Origin of the sequence: Cohnella faecalis (assembly GCF_003570905.1) — a bacterium.
GTDB classification, from domain to species: Bacteria; Bacillota; Bacilli; order Paenibacillales; family Paenibacillaceae; genus Cohnella; species Cohnella faecalis.
The window spans coordinates 1-17,541 of record NZ_QXJM01000048.1; the positions used below are offsets into that span (position 1 = coordinate 1).

General features: G+C 54.7%; 18 protein-coding genes and 4 pseudogenes. 9 read left to right on the forward strand and 13 right to left on the reverse strand.

Translation table 11 applies throughout. The annotated features are described in order from the left end of the window. Positions 1-114: 114 nt before the first annotated feature. The 9 genes and pseudogenes from D3H35_RS30995 to D3H35_RS26240 all read left to right on the forward strand — a co-directional run bounded on the left by D3H35_RS30995 (position 115) and on the right by D3H35_RS26240 (position 4,896). Positions 115-291: a hypothetical protein gene (locus tag D3H35_RS30995; RefSeq protein ID WP_158594282.1), complete on the forward strand. Its 177-nt coding sequence runs from the start codon at positions 115-117 to the stop codon at positions 289-291. 186 nt (positions 292-477) lie between these two features. After that, a complete protein-coding gene (locus tag D3H35_RS31000; protein WP_158594283.1) occupies positions 478-639 on the forward strand; it encodes a hypothetical protein in 162 nt (53 codons plus the stop codon). A gap of 86 nt (positions 640-725) precedes the next feature. Next, positions 726-1,731: pseudogene (locus D3H35_RS26220) on the forward strand (FecCD family ABC transporter permease). Beyond that, positions 1,728-2,111: an iron chelate uptake ABC transporter family permease subunit gene (locus D3H35_RS33770; RefSeq protein WP_325050166.1), complete on the forward strand. Its 384-nt coding sequence runs from the start codon at positions 1,728-1,730 to the stop codon at positions 2,109-2,111. Before D3H35_RS26220 ends, D3H35_RS33770 begins: the two are co-directional and overlap by 4 nt. Continuing rightward, positions 2,090-2,293: pseudogene (locus tag D3H35_RS33775) on the forward strand (iron chelate uptake ABC transporter family permease subunit); the annotation flags it as partial. The gene D3H35_RS33770 and the pseudogene D3H35_RS33775, both read left to right, overlap by 22 nt. A gap of 58 nt (positions 2,294-2,351) precedes the next feature. Further along, entirely contained in the window at positions 2,352-2,720 is a 369-nt protein-coding gene (locus tag D3H35_RS33780; RefSeq protein ID WP_267901454.1) for a FecCD family ABC transporter permease, read from the forward strand. A 167-nt stretch (positions 2,721-2,887) separates the two neighbouring features. Beyond that, a complete protein-coding gene (locus D3H35_RS30450) occupies positions 2,888-3,433 on the forward strand; it encodes a hypothetical protein (RefSeq protein WP_147355953.1) in 546 nt (181 codons plus the stop codon). Between the two features lie 11 nt (positions 3,434-3,444). Beyond that, positions 3,445-4,380: an AraC family transcriptional regulator gene (locus D3H35_RS26235; protein WP_147355954.1), complete on the forward strand. Its 936-nt coding sequence runs from the start codon at positions 3,445-3,447 to the stop codon at positions 4,378-4,380. Between the two features lie 63 nt (positions 4,381-4,443). After that, positions 4,444-4,896 (forward strand): nitroreductase family protein, encoded by a 453-nt coding sequence (locus D3H35_RS26240; protein ID WP_119152091.1) that lies wholly within the window; start codon positions 4,444-4,446, stop codon positions 4,894-4,896. 347 nt (positions 4,897-5,243) lie between these two features. Here the strand turns inward: D3H35_RS26240 and D3H35_RS35135 are convergent, their stop codons facing one another. From D3H35_RS35135 to D3H35_RS26305, 13 genes and pseudogenes are all read right to left on the reverse strand, one after another. Beyond that, the gene (locus tag D3H35_RS35135) at positions 5,244-5,780 is read right to left on the reverse strand and encodes a nitroreductase family protein (protein ID WP_119152092.1); all 537 of its coding nucleotides are present in this window, start codon (positions 5,778-5,780) and stop codon (positions 5,244-5,246) included. A 53-nt stretch (positions 5,781-5,833) separates the two neighbouring features. After that, positions 5,834-6,361 carry an ABC transporter substrate-binding protein gene (locus tag D3H35_RS26250; RefSeq protein WP_199728620.1) on the reverse strand — a complete coding sequence of 176 codons (528 nt, stop codon included), beginning with the start codon at positions 6,359-6,361 and terminating at the stop codon, positions 5,834-5,836. Then, positions 6,358-7,269: a helix-turn-helix domain-containing protein gene (locus D3H35_RS26255; RefSeq protein ID WP_119152094.1), complete on the reverse strand. Its 912-nt coding sequence runs from the start codon at positions 7,267-7,269 to the stop codon at positions 6,358-6,360. Before D3H35_RS26255 ends, D3H35_RS26250 begins: the two co-directional genes overlap by 4 nt. A gap of 200 nt (positions 7,270-7,469) precedes the next feature. After that, a complete protein-coding gene (locus D3H35_RS26260; protein WP_119152095.1) occupies positions 7,470-7,694 on the reverse strand; it encodes an iron chelate uptake ABC transporter family permease subunit in 225 nt (74 codons plus the stop codon). 209 nt (positions 7,695-7,903) lie between these two features. Then, a pseudogene (locus D3H35_RS35140) lies at positions 7,904-8,448 on the reverse strand (iron chelate uptake ABC transporter family permease subunit). A 40-nt stretch (positions 8,449-8,488) separates the two neighbouring features. Beyond that, positions 8,489-9,481, reverse strand: a pseudogene (locus tag D3H35_RS26275) (FecCD family ABC transporter permease). 86 nt (positions 9,482-9,567) lie between these two features. Beyond that, positions 9,568-9,717: a hypothetical protein gene (locus D3H35_RS31005; protein ID WP_158594287.1), complete on the reverse strand. Its 150-nt coding sequence runs from the start codon at positions 9,715-9,717 to the stop codon at positions 9,568-9,570. Continuing rightward, positions 9,687-10,511: an ABC transporter substrate-binding protein gene (locus D3H35_RS26280; RefSeq protein WP_147355955.1), complete on the reverse strand. Its 825-nt coding sequence runs from the start codon at positions 10,509-10,511 to the stop codon at positions 9,687-9,689. The genes D3H35_RS31005 and D3H35_RS26280 overlap by 31 nt, the downstream gene beginning before the upstream one ends. 379 nt (positions 10,512-10,890) lie before the next feature. Next, on the reverse strand, positions 10,891-11,721 hold the full coding sequence (locus D3H35_RS26285; protein ID WP_119152099.1) for a carbohydrate ABC transporter permease: 831 nt from the start codon (positions 11,719-11,721) through the stop codon (positions 10,891-10,893). Next, positions 11,718-12,608, reverse strand: a complete 891-nt coding sequence (locus tag D3H35_RS26290) for a carbohydrate ABC transporter permease (RefSeq protein ID WP_119152100.1) — start codon at positions 12,606-12,608, stop codon at positions 11,718-11,720. The genes D3H35_RS26285 and D3H35_RS26290 overlap by 4 nt, the downstream gene beginning before the upstream one ends. Before the next feature lie 81 nt (positions 12,609-12,689). Next, entirely contained in the window at positions 12,690-13,982 is a 1,293-nt protein-coding gene (locus D3H35_RS26295) for an ABC transporter substrate-binding protein (protein ID WP_119152101.1), read from the reverse strand. A gap of 131 nt (positions 13,983-14,113) precedes the next feature. Further along, a complete protein-coding gene (locus tag D3H35_RS26300; RefSeq protein ID WP_119152102.1) occupies positions 14,114-15,709 on the reverse strand; it encodes a response regulator transcription factor in 1,596 nt (531 codons plus the stop codon). Continuing rightward, a complete protein-coding gene (locus tag D3H35_RS26305) occupies positions 15,684-17,495 on the reverse strand; it encodes a sensor histidine kinase (protein WP_158594288.1) in 1,812 nt (603 codons plus the stop codon). The genes D3H35_RS26300 and D3H35_RS26305 overlap by 26 nt, the downstream gene beginning before the upstream one ends. Between the last annotated feature and the right edge of the window lie 46 nt (positions 17,496-17,541).

The window sequence follows — 17,541 nt, forward strand, 5'->3', positions numbered from 1 at the left end:
GAACGTCGAGGCGATCGTGGCGCTCAAGCCCGATCTGATCGTCGCCACGAAAGTGCGCCATGAGAAAATATACGCGCAGCTCGAAGCGATTGCTCGACCATCGTAACGGAGGATTTGGCCGATTGGAAAACGAGCCTGCCGATTGTCGCCAAGGCGCTCGGCAAAGTGAGCGAAGCAAATGCTCTTCTGGAGGACTGGAACGGCCGCGTGGCCGAATTCAAGAAGAAGATGGCGATAAGCTCGCGTCGACGACCGTTTCTCTTATCCGCGTGCAAAGGGACGGCAGCGTGAAAGTGTATTTGAAAGGCTTCCCGGGCTGATGATGCAAGAGCTCGGGCTCGCTCCGCCGAAGTCGCAGCAGGTCGAATTTTCGGGCTCGGTCTCGACATCACGTCCAAAGAGCATATTCCGCAGTTCGACGCCGACTACATCTTCGACTTAACGACCGTACTGCCGGGACAAGAGAGCATTCCGGACTTGTATAAGGAATGGACGTCTCACCCTCTCTGGAAAGAGCTGAATGCCGTCAAAAACGGGAAGCTGATCCAGGTCGACCCGATCATGTGGAATTTCGGCGCCGGCCCGCTCGCCGCGAAGGCGATGCTGGCAGACGTGTTCCAGTATTTTAACCTGAGCTAGGACTGGTTTCGCTTAAATCTAGAAACGCGAATGCACGAAGAAATGAGGAGTTCTCTCATTTTTTTGTGCGTTCTTCGGGGGACGACATGAAGCTGCGTACGGTAAGGCTGAAAACTTCAGGAGCGGCGGCATGCCTCGCCCTGCTTCTTCTGGCGATGGGCTCGAGCGTGTTGCTGGGAGCGGCGAATTACGAGCTTCAAGAAGGCTGGGCCGCGATTTTTCATTACGACGGAACGACGCAAGCGGAAATTATTATTCGGACGACCCGCGTGCCGCGGGCGCTGATGGCGGCCGCAGTCGGCGCCAGCCTTGCCGTGGCAGGGGCTTTGATGCAGGCGTTGACCCGCAATCCGCTCGCTTCTCCGGGAGTGCTCGGCATTAACGCTGGAGCGACGTTCTTCATCGTGACGGCATCCCTCGTATTTTCGGTGTCCTCCATGCAGGCGCAAATGTGGATTTCGTTCGCGGGCGCGGCGGCGAGCGCCGTCATCGTCTATTCGCTCGGATCTCTCGGAAAAGGCGGGACGGGGCCGCTCAAATCATTTTGGCGGGCTCCGCAGTTACTGCGTTGTTCGCTTCCTTCACCCAAGGAATGCTCGTTATGAACAAGCAAGGCTCAATTCGGTTTTGTTCTGGCTGACAGGCTCCATTGCCGGGAGACCGATCGAATTGCTCGCATCCGTATGGCCATATATGATAGTCGGCTTGCTGGCGTCTTGCTTGCTGGCCAAAGACATGAACGTGATCGCGATGGGCGAAGCGTTCGCCAAAGGGCTGGGACAGCGGACGTCTGCCGTCAAAGTCGCGGCGGCTCTAATCGTCGTCGCATTGGCGGGCGCTTCCGTGTCCGTGGCCGGACCGATCGGCTTCATCGGCATCGTTGCGCCTCATGCCGCTCGTTTTCTCGTCGGACGAGACCACAGATGGGCAATTCCTTACAGCGCGATGATCGGAGCTGTGCTGCTCGTCGCTGCCGATTTGGCTTCACGGTATCTGATCGAACCGGAGGAAATACCAGTGGGAGTCATGACGGCGATTCTCGGCGGGCCGTTCTTCGTCTATATCGCCCGAAGGGAGCTGACCAGATTGTGATCAGAAAACCGTTCGCCGCTCCTGTTGTCATGCTGCTGCTGTGCGCAGCTTCGGTTGTTGCCAGCGCGGCGCTCGGGAAGATGGCGCTGTCTCCCTTGGAGGCGATTCGCGGCCTGCTCGGAATCGGCGCGGAGGACCATGAAATGGTCATTCGGAATTTGCGGCTGCCCCGCATCCTGGTCGCGCTGCTTGCCGGGGCTTCATTGGCCGCTTCCGGAGCGGTGCTTCAAGGAATGATTCGCAATCCGATGGCTTCGCCGGACGTTCTGGGCGTGACGGGAGGAGCGAGCTCGGCGGCTGTCTGTTTCCTGTCTTACTTTGCAGGGACGGTCAGCATCCGCTTTCTCCGGTGGCGGCCATGCTGGGAGCGGCTATCGTAACAGTTGCATTGTACTCGTTGGCGTGGAAGCGAGGGGTGACTCCGCTGAGGCTCGTTCTGGTCGGTGTCGGCCTTTCGGCGATACTGTCCGGCATAACGACGATGATGGTGCTGTTCAATCCGAGGAACGAGGCCGATCAGGCGTACGTCTGGCTAACGGGCTCCGTGTACGGGGCGAATTGGGAGAACGTGCTGACGATATTGCCTTGGACCGTCATACTTCTTCCGTTGGCGTTCGCGTATGCCGCGCCATATCGACATCGTCCAGTTAGGCGACGAGACGGCCACGGGCAGCGGCAGCCGAGTGCAATTCAACCGGTTTCTGCTGCTGTGCGTCAGCGTCGGATTGGCCGGTTCCGCTGTTTCGGTAGCCGGAGGGCTCTCCTTTGTCGGATTGATCGCCCCGCACATGGCGCGCAAGCTGATGGGACCGTCCTTCGGAAAAATGTTTCCGGTATCTGTGCTGCTTGGAGCCATCGTCGTCGTTCTCGCCGATTTGGCGGGCAGGATGTTGTTCCAGCCGCTGGACGTGCCTGCGGGCGTTTTTACGGCTGGCGTCGGTGCGCCGTTTTTCATTTATTTGCTGTATTCCAAGAGGAATTCCATATAGATTCGGAGCGGCTGTCCGATGACGGGGGAGGGTGGAAGGATGAAAAATTCAGCGGGCAAGGGGCGGGCTATATACGAAGTCTCCTTTCTGAGTTCGATACGCGCAAGACGTTATATCAATAAAAAGGAGCTCAAGTTCGACCGCTTCCGGTGGACATGCTCTGTTTCGTGACGGACGGCGTCGGGAAGCTGTTCATCGGGGACGAGATGACTGAGATCGGACCGATGCGGCTCTATTATTTGCCGAGGGGAGAGGCGATCAAGGCGTCGGTAAGCTCGGAATCGGTCGGTCTGTACCTGTTGGCTTTCGAGTATTTTGCAGGAGGAAAGGCCGCTGCGGAAAGGAAGGGAACGCGGCTTTCGCTTCTTGCTTCCCGCCCTTCCTCGCTCCCGAGAGGCTCGATCCGGCTCCGAGGAACGGATCGAATTCTCAATTGGATTCGGCAGCTCTACGAAGCAACAGGCAGCCAGTCCAAAGGCTGCCGGCTCCAGCTTCTATTCCAGGAGCTATTGAACGGGATTGCGCAGGAGTACGAAGCAGGCGCCGAGCGGAAGTCGGCTCAATCCGGCATCGAGCTTGCCATCGCTCATATGAAAGCCAACTTCCGAAGCAAGCTCGACATGGGAACGGTCGCCGACATCGCGAATCTGACGTTAAGCTCATTTTCCCGCCTTTTCAAAAAACGACGGGAGAATCTCCGATCGAATATTTGACGAAGCTTCGAATGGACAGCGCCAAAAGCTTGCTCTCGCAAAAAAAGTGCACGATAAAAACCGTATCGTCGGCCGTCGGATACGAGGATGAATTCCATTTTAGCCGCATGTTTCATCGGCATGTCGGAGTGCCGCCGACTTTTTACCGGAAAGTAAAAAAGCTGAGGGTGGCGGTAGCCGCCAGCCTTCCATATCGCGATAGTCTGCTCTCGTTCGGCGTTGAGCCGGTCGCTTCGGTAAATTTGTTCCGCTATCCCGGAATGGCCGTCAAAGAGTACGAGCTCGTCTTCGCCAGCCAATGGGAGGAATTAGAAAGAGCGAAGCCGGACTTAATCATCGGCGATTTCTATCATTTTTCCTTTCGGGATCGATTCCAAGGGATCGCTCCCGTATCAAGCCTGCTGGCGGATCGAAGCTGGGTGAACAATTACCGGAAAATGGCGGAAATTCTCGGCAGCTCCGAGGAGGCTGAGCAAGCGGTTAACCGTTTGGCCATGCGAGTTGCCGCTGCGAGAAGCCTATTGGCTGCCAGAATGGGCGGCAAATCGATCGTCGTCCTGCAAGTTACGAACCACAACATCCGGATTCAAGGGGCGACGGATCATCCGCTCAGCGAGCTTTTGTTCGGGGAGCTGGGGCTTCAACCCGGCAGAACCGAGCAGTCCAACGCGAAGAGACTAGAGCTGCAGCCGGAGTGGCTGCCCCAGATAGACACGGATTACGCGCTTGTCTTCCAAAACCATATTCGCGCCGGAAGCGAGACGATCTACGACCGGATGTGCGGCACGCACGCTTGGCGCTCGATGCGCGCGGTCCAGAACGGTAACGTCCTTCTCATTCCGAACTGGTTCAAGATGAGCTGGTCTCCGATCGGAAGAGAGGAGATCATCGATGAGTTGCTCATGATGACCGATACGCTCCCAGAAGCGGCGAAGGAATCGCAATAATCGCCGAACGTTTCAAGAGAAAGCGTATTCGACCACTACGATAGCGAGGTGAAATGCTCCGACATGCATCAAGACCAACTCGAATACCCGGTAGCCCAGCTTATACGTGACAGACGCACGGTTCGGCAGTTCAGGGAAGATCCCGTACCCCAATTATTGATAACGAAGCTGCTCGATATCGCTTGTTGGGCGCCCAACCACGGATTTCGGGAGCCATGGCGCTTCATCCAATACCGGGGTGAAGCTCGGCGGACGTTCGCCGAATCAGTCGTCGCTACCTTCTCTGCGGAGGAGAAGGAAAAAAACGGAGACAGGCGTCTGGCTTATTACATGGACATTCCTGTTCACTTGATCGTCGTTGCAAAGGAGGATCCGCGTGCCAAACAAAGAGAAGAGGACTTCGCGGCAGTCTGCTGCTGGATCCAGAACTTCAGCTGGCGGCTTGGGAAAGAGGGCTCGGCGTCGTCTGGAAAACGAATCCCTATTTGCACGCTCCGGCTTTCCGGGAGACGGTAGGCGTCCACGCGGGGAGAGAATAGCCGCCGTGTTGCACGTCGGATATCCGGCGGCCATTCCGATGCCCGGCCTCGAATAAGCGGCGAAAGCCTTCTGACCCTTCATGAATGAGTTGATTAACACTTTCATTTAACGTGCCATTATCCCATCGCGTCAGGAAGAACGAGCAATTGGCAAAAACGTCCCATTATCCCTTTGTCTCAGAATAATGACGAATCTGAGCGGAAAGGGATAATGGGACAGCTTTCTGAATGAGGGAATGTATAACGTGCGCTGAATATCATGAAAATATTGAGATTTGTTGAGCGGCAAAACTGAGTCGAGGGATAATGGGACAGCGTTCGCGCTTATCGAGGCCGGGCATCGGAATGGCGCCGGATATCCGACGTGCAACACGGGGCTATTCTCTCCCCGCGTGGACGCCTACCGTCTCCGGAAAGCCGGAGCGTGCAAATAGGGATTCGTTTTCCAGACGACGCCGAGCCCTCTTTCCCAGCCGCCAGCTGAAAGTTCTGGATCCAGCAGCAGACTGCCGCGAAGTCCTCTTCTCTTTGTTTGGCACGCGGATCCTCCTTTGCAACGACGATCAAGTGAACAGGAATGTCCATGTAATAAGCCAGACGCCTGTCTCCGTTTTTTTCCTTCTCCTCCGCAGAGAAGGTAGCGACGACTGATTCGGCGAACGTCCGCCGAGCTTCACCCCGGTATTGGATGAAGCGCCATGGCTCCCGAAATCCGTGGTTGGGCGCCCAACAAGCGATATCGAGCAGCTTCGTTATCAATAATTGGGGTACGGGATCTTCCCTGAACTGCCGAACCGTGCGTCTGTCACGTATAAGCTGGCTACCGGGTATTCGAGTTGGTCTTGATGCATGTCGGAGCATTTCACCTCGCTATCGTAGTGGTCGAATACGCTTTCTCTTGAAACGTTCGGCGATTATTGCGATTCCTTCGCCGCTTCTGGGAGCGTATCGGTCATCATGAGCAACTCATCGATGATCTCCTCTCTTCCGATCGGAGACCAGCTCATCTTGAACCAGTTCGGAATGAGAAGGACGTTACCGTTCTGGACCGCGCGCATCGAGCGCCAAGCGTGCGTGCCGCACATCCGGTCGTAGATCGTCTCGCTTCCGGCGCGAATATGGTTTTGGAAGACAAGCGCGTAATCCGTGTCTATCTGGGGCAGCCACTCCGGCTGCAGCTCTAGTCTCTTCGCGTTGGACTGCTCGGTTCTGCCGGGTTGAAGCCCCAGCTCCCCGAACAAAAGCTCGCTGAGCGGATGATCCGTCGCCCCTTGAATCCGGATGTTGTGGTTCGTAACTTGCAGGACGACGATCGATTTGCCGCCCATTCTGGCAGCCAATAGGCTTCTCGCAGCGGCAACTCGCATGGCAAAACGGTTAACCGCTTGCTCAGCCTCCTCGGAGCTGCCGAGAATTTCCGCCATTTTCCGGTAATTGTTCACCCAGCTTCGATCCGCCAGCAGGCTTGATACGGGAGCGATCCCTTGGAATCGATCCGAAAGGAAAAATGATAGAAATCGCCGATGATTAAGTCCGGCTTCGCTCTTTCTAATTCCTCCCATTGGCTGGCGAAGACGAGCTCGTACTCTTTGACGGCCATTCCGGGATAGCGGAACAAATTTACCGAAGCGACCGGCTCAACGCCGAACGAGAGCAGACTATCGCGATATGGAAGGCTGGCGGCTACCGCCACCCTCAGCTTTTTTACTTTCCGGTAAAAAGTCGGCGGCACTCCGACATGCCGATGAAACATGCGGCTAAAATGGAATTCATCCTCGTATCCGACGGCCGACGATACGGTTTTTATCGTGCACTTTTTTTGCGAGAGCAAGCTTTTGGCGCTGTCCATTCGAAGCTTCGTCAAATATTCGATCGGAGATTCTCCCGTCGTTTTTTTGAAAAGGCGGGAAAATGAGCTTAACGTCAGATTCGCGATGTCGGCGACCGTTCCCATGTCGAGCTTGCTTCGGAAGTTGGCTTTCATATGAGCGATGGCAAGCTCGATGCCGGATTGAGCCGACTTCCGCTCGGCGCCTGCTTCGTACTCCTGCGCAATCCCGTTCAATAGCTCCTGGAATAGAAGCTGGAGCCGGCAGCCTTTGACTGGCTGCCTGTTGCCTTCGTAGAGCTGCCGAATCCAATTGAGAATTCGATCCGTTCCTCGAGCCGGATCGAGCCTCTCGGGAGCGAGGAAGGGCGGGAAGCAAAGAAGCGAAAGCCGCGTTCCCTTCCTTTCCGCAGCGGCCTTTCCTCCTGCAAAAATACTCGAAAGCCAACAGGTACAGACCGACCGATTCGAGCTTACCGACGCCTTGATCGCCTCTCCCCTCGGCAAATAATAGAGCCGCATCGGTCGATCTCAGTCATCTCGTCCCCGATGAACAGCTTCCCGACGCCGTCCGTCACGAAACAGAGCATGTCCACCGGAAGCGGTCGAACTTGAGCTCCTTTTTATTGATATAACGTCTTGCGCGTATCGACTCAGAAAGGAGACTTCGTATATAGCCCGCCCCTTGCCCGCTGAATTTTTCATCCTTCCACCCTCCCCCGTCATCGGACAGCCGCTCCGAATCTATTATGGAATTCCTCTTGGAATACAGCAAATAAATTGAAAAACGGCGCACCGACGCCAGCCGTAAAAAACGCCCGCAGGCACGTCCAGCGGCTGGACAACATCCTGCCCGCCAAATCGGCGAGAACGACGACGATGGCTCCAAGCAGCACAGATACCGGAAACATTTTTCCGAAGGACGGTCCCATCAGCTTGCGCGCCATGTGCGGGCGATCAATCCGACAAAGGAGAGCCCTCCGGCTACCGAAACAGCGGAACCGGCCCAATCCGACGCTGACGCACAGCAGCAGAAACCGGTGAATTGCACTCGCTGCCGCTGCCCGTGGCCGTCTCGTCGCCTAACTGGACGATGTCGATATGGCGGCATACGCGAACGCCAACGGAAGAAGTATGACGGTCCAAGGCAATATCGTCAGCACGTTCTCCCAATTCGCCCGTACACGGAGCCCGTTAGCCAGACGTACGCCTGATCGCCTCGTTCCTCGGATTGAACAGCACCATCATCGTCGGTTATGCCGGACAGTATCGCCGAAAGGCCGACACCGACCAGAACGAGCCTCAGCGGAGTCACCCCTCGCTTCCACGCCAACGAGTACAATGCAACTGTTACGATAGCCGCTCCCAGCATGGCCGCCACCGGGAGAAAGCGGATGCTGACCGTCCCTGCAAAGTAAGACAGGAAACAGACAGCCGCCGAGCTCGCTCCTCCCGTCACGCCCAGAACGTCCGGCGAAGCCATCGGATTGCGAATCATTCCTTGAAGCACCGCTCCGAAGCGGCCAATGAAGCCCCGGCAAGCAGCGCGACCAGGATGCGGGGCAGCCGCAAATTCCGAATGACCATTTCATGGTCCTCCGCGCCGATTCCGAGCAGGCCGCGAATCGCCTCCAAGGGAGACAGCGCCATCTTCCCGAGCGCCGCGCTGGCAACAACCGAAGCTGCGCACAGCAGCAGCATGACAACAGGAGCGGCGAACGGTTTTCTGATCACAATCTGGTCAGCTCCCTTCGGCGATATAGACGAAGAACGGCCCGCCGAGAATCGCCGTCATGACTCCCACTGGTATTTCCTCCGGTTCGATCAGATACCGTGAAGCCAAATCGCAGCGACGAGCAGCACAGCTCCGATCATCGCGCTGTAAGGAATTGCCCATCTGTGGTCTCGTCCGACGAGAAAACGAGCGGCATGAGGCGCAACGATGCCGATGAAGCGATCGGTCCGGCCACGGACACGGAAGCGCCCGCCAATGCGACGACGATTAGAGCCGCCGCGACTTTGACGGCAGACGTCCGCTGTCCCAGCCCTTTGGCGAACGCTTCGCCCATCGCGATCACGTTCATGTCTTTGGCCAGCAAGCAAGACGCCAGCAAGCCGACTATCATATATGGCCATACGGATGCGAGCAATTCGATCGGTCTCCCGGCAATGGAGCCTGTCAGCCAGAACAAAACCGAATTGAGCCTTGCTTGTTCATAACGAGCATTCCTTGGGTGAAGGAAGCGAACAACGCAGTAACTGCGGAGCCCGCCAAAATGATTTTGAGCGGCCCCGTCCCGCCTTTTCCGAGAGATCCGAGCGAATAGACGATGACGGCGCTCGCCGCCGCGCCCGCGAACGAAATCCACATTTGCGCCTGCATGGAGGACACCGAAAATACGAGGGATGCCGTCACGATGAAGAACGTCGCTCCAGCGTTAATGCCGAGCACTCCCGGAGAAGCGAGCGGATTGCGGGTCAACGCCTGCATCAAAGCCCCTGCCACGGCAAGGCTGGCGCCGACTGCGGCCGCCATCAGCGCCCGCGGCACGCGGGTCGTCCGAATAATAATTTCCGCTTGCGTCGTTCCGTCGTAATGAAAAATCGCGGCCCAGCCTTCTTGAAGCTCGTAATTCGCCGCTCCCAGCAACACGCTCGAGCCCATCGCCAGAAGAAGCAGGGCGAGGCATGCCGCCGCTCCTGAAGTTTTCAGCCTTACCGTACGCAGCTTCATGTCGTCCCCCGAAGAACGCACAAAAAAATGAGAGAACTCCTCATTTCTTCGTGCATTCGCGTTTCTAGATTTAAGCGAAACCAGTCCTAGCTCAGGTTAAAATACTGGAACACGTCTGCCAGCATCGCCTTCGCGGCGAGCGGGCCGGCGCCGAAATTCCACATGATCGGGTCGACCTGGATCAGCTTCCCGTTTTTGACGGCATTCAGCTCTTTCCAGAGAGGTGAGACGTCCATTCCTTATACAAGTCCGGAATGCTCTCTTGTCCCGGCAGTACGGTCGTTAAGTCGAAGATGTAGTCGGCGTCGAACTGCGGAATATGCTCTTTGGACGTGATGTCGAGACCGGAGCCCGAAAATTCGACCTGCTGCGACTTCGGCGGAGCGAGCCCGAGCTCTTGCATCATCAGCCCCGGGAAGCCTTTCAAATACACTTTCACGCTGCCGTCCCTTTGCACGCGGATAAGAGAAACGGTCGTCGACGCGAGCTTATCGCCCATCTTCTTCTTGAATTCGGCCACGCGGCCGTTCCAGTCCTCCAGAAGAGCATTTGCTTCGCTCACTTTGCCGAGCGCCTTGGCGACAATCGGCAGGCTCGTTTTCCAATCGGCCAAATCCTCCGTTACGATGGTCGGAGCAATCGCTTCGAGCTGCGCGTATATTTTCTCATGGCGCACTTTCGTGGCGACGATCAGATCGGGCTTGAGCGCCACGATCGCCTCGACGTTCGGCTGTCCTTCGTCACCGAGATTTTCAACGCCGTTCATGTCTCCCAAATAAGCGAACCACGGCTTCTGATCGGTCGATTCGACTGCTCCTACAGGTTTGACTCCAAGCGCCGCGCTCATATCCAGCGCTCCCTGATATAAATATACGATCCGCTTCGGCGTTTCCTTAATCGTAGCCGTGCCAAGCGCGTGCGCGATGGTCACTTCGCTGGCGATAACCGGACTGGACGGTGCCTGCTCCTTGGAAGGGCCGCGGCCGAGCCGCTTGGCGTGCTCTGCGAGGAGGAGCCGGACGAACCGCACCCCGAGAAAACGAACAATAGTGTCAAAGCCAATAAAACGTTCGCGATTTTCATCGCCTGTTTTCCATGCTGCAATTTCATGATAACCTTCGTACCTCCTGAATGTAAATGATAATCATTATCATGAATATATCGTATCCCCCGTGCCTCCGAATGTCCATGCGTGATTTTGTCCGGTTTCATGTACTTTTTCCGTAAGCCAAAAAGCAAAGAACGTCTTCGGCATCTTTTGGGACGCTGAAGACGTATTGCGGAATCCTGTCAGAAAAGTATCGAAAAGTTGAATTTTACTGAGGCGCGGGATAATGGCACCTTTTAATAACCAAACAACAAAAAGCCTGCCCCGGTCCACTGACCGAGACAGGCTTGCGCCATTTCCTTTACCCTTTCACCGCGCCGGCAACCATACCTTTAATGATGTACTTTTGCAAGAACAGGAACACGACAACCGGAGGAATCGACGTGTAGACGACGGCGGTCAGCGCGTACTGCCATTCGCTTTTGTACTGGCCGAAAAACTTGTACGAAGCCAGCTGCAGCGTCGACTGCTTGCCGTTCAGCATAATGAGCGGAAGCAAAAAGTCGTTCCAGATCCACATCACGTTCAGGATGATGACCGTGCTAATAACCGGCACCATTACCGGAAATACGATGCGGAAGAAGACGCCATACGACGACGCTCCGTCGATCGCGCCGCTTTCTTCGAGCTCGAGCGGCAACGATTTGACGAAACCGTGGAACATGAATACGGCGAGAGGAGCTCCGAGTCCCCAATAGATAACCGACAGCCCTTCGAGCGAATTAATCAGGTGCAGCTGCTTCGACAGCTTCGTCAACGTAATCATGAAAGACTGGAACGGAAGCATCATCGGCGATATGCACACAAAGAACAGGAACGCGCTCCATCGCGGTTTTGTACGGGACAGCTTATACCCTGCCATGGAACCGATGAACACAATGCCCGCTACGCTGACGAGCGTAAGCAAGAACGTGTTGACGAACAGCGTCGGATACTCCATCAGCCTCCATACTTCGCTATAGTTGATGGTGATGAGCGACTTGGGCAAGGCCATTATGTTCGTTAAAACCTGTTCATACGTTTTGAACGAGTTGAACACGACGAGGAAGAGCGGGTACAGGAACAAGAGAGCGACGATGGCGATGACGATTTCCAACGCTATCAACTGAATTCTCTTTTGACGCTGCGTCATGCTTCCACCTCCCGGCTCTTCGTAAATTTGACTTGTACGACCGTAATGATCAGCACCAAGAAGACGAACAACAGCGATTTCGCGGTCGCGTAACCGAAGCGGTTGTTCACGAAAGCTTCGTTGTAAATGTCCATTGTGACGCTGGTCGTCGCTCCGCCCGGACCGCCGAACGTCAGCGTGTAGATGATATCGAACACTTTGAGCGAGTTCGCAAGCGACAGGAACAACGCAACCGTAATCGATGGCATAAGCAGCGGAAGCGTAATCCGGAAAAACCGGTTGATTCCTACGCAGCCGTCGATAGAAGCCGCTTCGAGAAGATCTCCCGGAACCGACTGCAAGCCGGTAATGTAGATCATCATGTAGAAGCCGACGGACTGCCACACCGCCACGAACAAAATCGACCAGAACGCCAAATCCCCATTGCCGAGCCAGCTCCAATGAAAGACTCCCCAGCCGGTCGCCTCGTACAGAACGTCGAAGCCCTTGGTGAAAATGAACTTCCAAATAAAGCCGATAATAATCAAGCTAATAATATAAGGGACGAAAAACGCGGTACGGTAAAGTCCCCGCAGCTTAAGAGCTTTCGTCAGAACGACGGCCAGCACGATCGCAACCACGTTGGTCAACACGACCGCTAGCAGCGTATATTCGAGCGTGAAGACGAGCGCCTTCAGCGCATTCGTATCCGAAGTTAGAATTTCTCTGAAGTTTTTGAGGCCGATGAATTTGATATGCTTGCCGACCCCGTTCCATTTCGTTAACGAATAGTATAACGACATTAGAAACGGGACGATCGCCGACAGCAATATGCAGACGATGGCCGGTACTACGAAAACGCCGAATTCGATCCGACGGTTCCACCTATTTCGCGTTTTTGAAATCATACGCTTCACTCCACCCGTTTGCGATAATGGACGATCGGCCAGAAGCTTTTCTCCTGGCCGACCTTCCGTCAAGCTTCTGAATTAGTCTGCTGCGTTGACAAGCGTTTTGTACGTTTTGTCGAGCTCCGCTTTAACGGCTTTCTCGCTGGCGCTGCCGGAAACGTATTTCTGCAAAATTTCGCCTACTTTTTGCTCGAAGCCGTCCGGCCAGTAGCCTTTGACCCACGGATACGTAACTCCGCTTTGCAGGAACGTCTGCGTTTCTTTGGACAGCTGCGCGTCAGGGAACGGAGCGTCCTTAACCGTGGAAATTTGTTTCGTGCCGACCGGAATAAAGCTTTTTCCTTCATCCGACGTCGTCATCCAATCGAGAAATTTAAGAACCTCTTGCAAGTTTTTGGAATCCTTATTCACGCGCCATACGATGTTGGAGTCGACCATCAAGCCCGCCTTGGAGGCGTCGTCTCCCACCGGACCGGCCAGGAAGCCCATATCGATTTCCGGATTCAGCTTGCGAACCGAATCTTCAACCCATGTGCCTTGGTGCATGATTGCTGCTTTGCCTTCGGCGAACAGCGCGACTTGCGAATTCAAATCGGTTTCGAGCGGCTTCGAATTGCCGTACTTCGTCGTCAGATCGAGCAGCTTGAAGATGTTCATCGCTTCCGGAATGTCGCTAAGCTTTTTCGTGCCGTCGGCAAGCTCCTCGAACGTTTTCGGATAATCGCCGCCCATCGAAGCCAGCTCCTGGGTAAAGGTCTGCTCCAGCACCCACCATTCTTTGTAGCCGTTCGCGAACGGAATGACGCCTTTTGCTTGAAGCTTTTTGGCCGCATCCTCCAGCTGAGCGAACGTCTTCGGCAGCTCCGTAATGCCGGCGTCTGCGAAGAGCTTCTTATTGTAGACAAAAGAATGGGCTTGAAGCACGAGCGGGAATCCGGTCAATTTGCCGTCGAGCGTAACGCCCGGAAGCGCGGTGTCGACAATGTTCTTCATGAACGGCTCGTTCGTTAAGTCGTATACGTAATCCTGGTATGTTTTATTTTCGTTATAGGCGCCCGTCATGAAAATATCGGGAATATCGCCGGAGTTGATTCGCGATTTGAGCAATGTAGGGTAGTCGTCCTGATGAATCGTTGCGGTGATCGTAACGTTCGGATGCGATTTCTTATAATCGGCCGCCAGCTTGTTGATGGCGTCCGTCATTTCCGGAGCGTATTGCAAAATCGTAATATTCACCGGCTTGGTGCTTTCCGATGCGCTTGCGCTGCCGCTCGGGCTTGCGTTCCCGTTGTTGTTGCCGCTTCCGCATGCCGATAGCAGCGTAGGTACGAGCGCTGCGGTTGCCGCTATGGCGATCCAACGTTTTGCCATTTGAGTGAGCCTCCCTTATCTATCTGTAACTCTTGGATACCTGTTTATTTTGCGTCCAAAGCCGCTTCATCACAATGCAAAAAAAAAGCGGGTTGCGGGTAAAAAAATGACATGCGGTTTTTCGCATGTCATTAATCTGCCACGGATGCTCGATATTCTTGCGGAGATTGTCCCGTAAATTTTTTGAACGCTTTGCTGAAATAATTTTGATCCCTGTAGCCTACCTTTTCGCTGACGGTCTGAATTTTGACCGTCTTGTCGGCTAGCCACTCCTTGGCCTTGGCCATCCGAACCTGCAGCATATATTCGTGAATGCCGAACCCGTACTTTTGCTTGAAAATACGCGTCAAATGCTCCTTGCTCGTATGAAATCGTCCGGCGAAAAAAGAAACGGGCATATCCTCGAAATAATGCAGGTCGATGTATTCCTTCACCTTATCCGCCGCGGACAGCTCGCCCGCCTTGCCTGCCCCAGCCAGCGATTCGAACAACGTTTCGAAATAAGCGAGCGTCGTGTCCTTGAAGTCCTTGAAGACGAACGCCCGATCCCTGATCTTCCGATCAAATTCCTCCAGCGTCGCTATGCTTTCCTGAACGTTCGGGAGGAATGCCGTCAGAAGAGACTCGGCTAGCAAACGAAGCTCGTTCTCCGCCGCAAGCATGGCTCTTAGCGTGAACGTTCCGGCGGCCTCGGTCTCCTCCATCCATCCTCTCAGCAGCTGCCCGGCCTGCCGATAGCTGCCCGATTCGATCGCTTGCTCGAACAATGCGGATTTATCCATCACGGACGGCCTGTCGGAAGACGGTTCCCCCGTCGCCCTGACCGATTGCAAATCCAGCATGTTCCGGGAAAGCAGCTTATCGGTTGCCTCAGCATAAGATTCATCCAGCTCATCCATTCCGACCGGCAATCCGATTTCCGCGATGACCGATACTCGGAATAGCCGCGCGAGGCTATCGGCAAGAACGGATATCGTTTCGTCCCGATCTTTGTCCTCCATGGCGCTGCCAATCACCGCCACAATCTCCTGATCGCCGCGGCTGTTCTTGAAGCTGAACGCTTTGCCCCAGCGGCCAAGCAGCTCGTCTATGGCGTTCGTTACCGCGAAGTAGAATGCGTGGCTGTCGCCGGCGAACTTCAATCGGACGGCCTCCGCCACATTAAGAAGCTTGAAGACGGCGACGCGGCAAGGAGTAGCCGAATCCGTATCGAGAACGGCCTGAAGCTCGCTAATATGATGAAAGCGACCGTTGCGGTCGATGATGGACGAATATATTTTTTCTTTGACGAGGGGCACGGACAAGTTGCGGTAAATGTCCGATTTGCGTTCTTTTCTATCCTTGTCGCGAAGCTTGTCGATCAGCGCGATTGCCCGGTCAATAACATCGCTCAGCTCGGCTTTCCGAATCGGCTTGAGCAAATAATCGATCGAACCGGCCTGGATCGCGCTGCGCGCGTAGTCAAAATCGTCAAAGCCGCTTATTACGACATAGCAGGCGTTTGGATGTTTGCGTTTCGCTTGCTCCAGAAAAGCTTGCCCTCCAAGCAGAGGCATCTTCATATCGACGAACACGAGATCGGGACTATGCTCGTCCAGCATTTGCAAGCCCGTTATCCCGTTATCGGCTTCCCCCGCCAATTCGATTCCGTGCTTGTCCCATTCCCCCAAAGCCCGAATCGCCCGGCGAGCGGGCAGCTCGTCATCGATGATCAACGCTTTGTACATAGGGTCTCTCCTCTCTCATCGGCAGCGTGACGGTCACTTCCGTTCCGTAACCGGCCTTGCTGTCGATCTCCAATCGGGATTCCGGCCCGAACAGCAGCTTGATCCTCGCATTCACGTTGTTCAAACCGATTCCTTCGCGGTATTCCAACTGATTGACGGCCAATCTTTCGCGAATATGCGTTAATCGGTCCGGCGCTATTCCCGGTCCGTTGTCGGAGACGCGAATAAGGAGAAGGCCGCCCGCCTCCTCCGTAACGATTCGAATATCGATATCGCCCGTCATTTGCTCAAGCCCGTGTTTAATCGCGTTTTCGACCAAAATTTGCAGCGTCATTTTCGGAATCCACGCCTCCGCCGACCGTTCGTCCGATTCGATATGAAGTCGGAGACGTTCGCCGAACCTCGCCTGCTGCAGCAAGGCGTAATTGCGAATATGACTAATTTCTTCCCTGACGCGCACCGTTTCCGCCTCTTTGATGGAATAACGCAGCGAGGATGCGAGGGCATCGACCATCTCCTGAATCGTATCCATGCCGCCTATGATCGCTTCGGTCGAAATCGCCTGCAATGAATTGTACAAAAAATGAGGATTGATTTGCGCTTCTAGAGCGATAAGTCGGGCATTTCGCTCGTTCAGCTGCATTTCGTAGCGTTCGGCGATCAAATCGTTAATCCTTGCCACCATTTGGTTGTACTTCCGCGAAAGCTGGGCAATCTCGTCGCTGCCTTCGATTTTACTCTGAACGTCGAAATTGCCTTCGCCGAGCAAGCCGATTTGCCGGGAAAAACGATTTAATCTCCCTGTAATCGCGTTAGCGGCAATAACGATGAACACAACGAGAACGAAGACCGCGCCTGCGCCTGCGAGAAGATTGATCCGGCGCGCTTGGGAAGCTTCCTCGTTCAGCACCCGGTTCGGCGTCAGCGTGATCAGCTTCCAGCCATTCCTCGGCGATACGTTATAGATGGCCAAATAGTTCTCTCCGTCGATCGTCAAGCTCTTCTGACCGGTATCGGAGGCGTCATTCGGCACCAGTCGCAGCAAACTCTCCGTATTTTCCGGATTCAACGGGGGACCCTTTACGTAAAAAACGTCGTTGCTTTCATTAAATATTCCGATGAATTCTCCCGGCTTATCGGATATATCCTGCAGGATCCGACTGACTTCCTTCAAATTGTAGGTGATGGATATAGCGGCCAACGGCTTCTTATCGGCGATGTTGATCAGAATTCGATGGAACACGAGAAAATAGCCTCTTTCGGACACCTCCACCCTGCCGTATCCCGATTCGATGCTTCGGAACCTCCGGCTTTTCAGCGCTTCCGAGTACCACGCTTGCTCGGCGGGCCGATCGGTATACTCCTGACGCAAATTTACGAATGACCGCGACATCGTATAGAGCTGACCGGCGCTCGGCGTGTAGATGGACACTTCCTCGATGTCTTCGCCGGAATAGAACAACGTTTTCAATTGATTCTGAATGTAGGCTTGACTGGAATACTCCTTGGAAATAATGGCGTCCATGAAGGGGGCATCCTTGCGGGGCGAGATCGACAGTTCGTCGATCCGATCGAGATACCCGTCCAAGTTCTGGTTGACCAGCTTGAGTATTTTTCGGTTGCTCTCGATATAATTGTCGCGGTTTAGTCCAGCGGATTGCAGATAGGATAAGTAGCTTAGCAAAATAACGATACAAGCCGCGATGGCCGAAAACAGTAATATTAATTTGTTGCGCAGCCTTCCGGACACGAGGCGGCTGAGACGGCTCCATCCTCTTGCGATCAATCGAAAGGCCCCCCGATGCAGAATGGTACCATTATAGCGCAACTTT

Coding starts and splice junctions, on each gene's coding strand:
- D3H35_RS33780 (WP_267901454.1), top strand. CDS start 2,352: ATGCCGCGCCATATCGACATCGTCCAGTTAGGCGACGAGACGGCCACG.
- D3H35_RS26235 (WP_147355954.1), top strand. CDS start 3,445: ATGGACAGCGCCAAAAGCTTGCTCTCGCAAAAAAAGTGCACGATAAAA.
- D3H35_RS26240 (WP_119152091.1), top strand. CDS start 4,444: ATGCATCAAGACCAACTCGAATACCCGGTAGCCCAGCTTATACGTGAC.
- D3H35_RS35135 (WP_119152092.1), bottom strand. CDS start 5,780: ATGCTCCGACATGCATCAAGACCAACTCGAATACCCGGTAGCCAGCTT.
- D3H35_RS26255 (WP_119152094.1), bottom strand. CDS start 7,269: ATGCGGCTCTATTATTTGCCGAGGGGAGAGGCGATCAAGGCGTCGGTA.
- D3H35_RS26260 (WP_119152095.1), bottom strand. CDS start 7,694: ATGGCGCGCAAGCTGATGGGACCGTCCTTCGGAAAAATGTTTCCGGTA.
- D3H35_RS31005 (WP_158594287.1), bottom strand. CDS start 9,717: ATGGACGTCTCACCTCTCTGGAAAGAGCTGAATGCCGTCAAAAACGGG.
- D3H35_RS26285 (WP_119152099.1), bottom strand. CDS start 11,721: ATGACGCAGCGTCAAAAGAGAATTCAGTTGATAGCGTTGGAAATCGTC.
- D3H35_RS26290 (WP_119152100.1), bottom strand. CDS start 12,608: ATGATTTCAAAAACGCGAAATAGGTGGAACCGTCGGATCGAATTCGGC.
- D3H35_RS26295 (WP_119152101.1), bottom strand. CDS start 13,982: ATGGCAAAACGTTGGATCGCCATAGCGGCAACCGCAGCGCTCGTACCT.
- D3H35_RS26300 (WP_119152102.1), bottom strand. CDS start 15,709: ATGTACAAAGCGTTGATCATCGATGACGAGCTGCCCGCTCGCCGGGCG.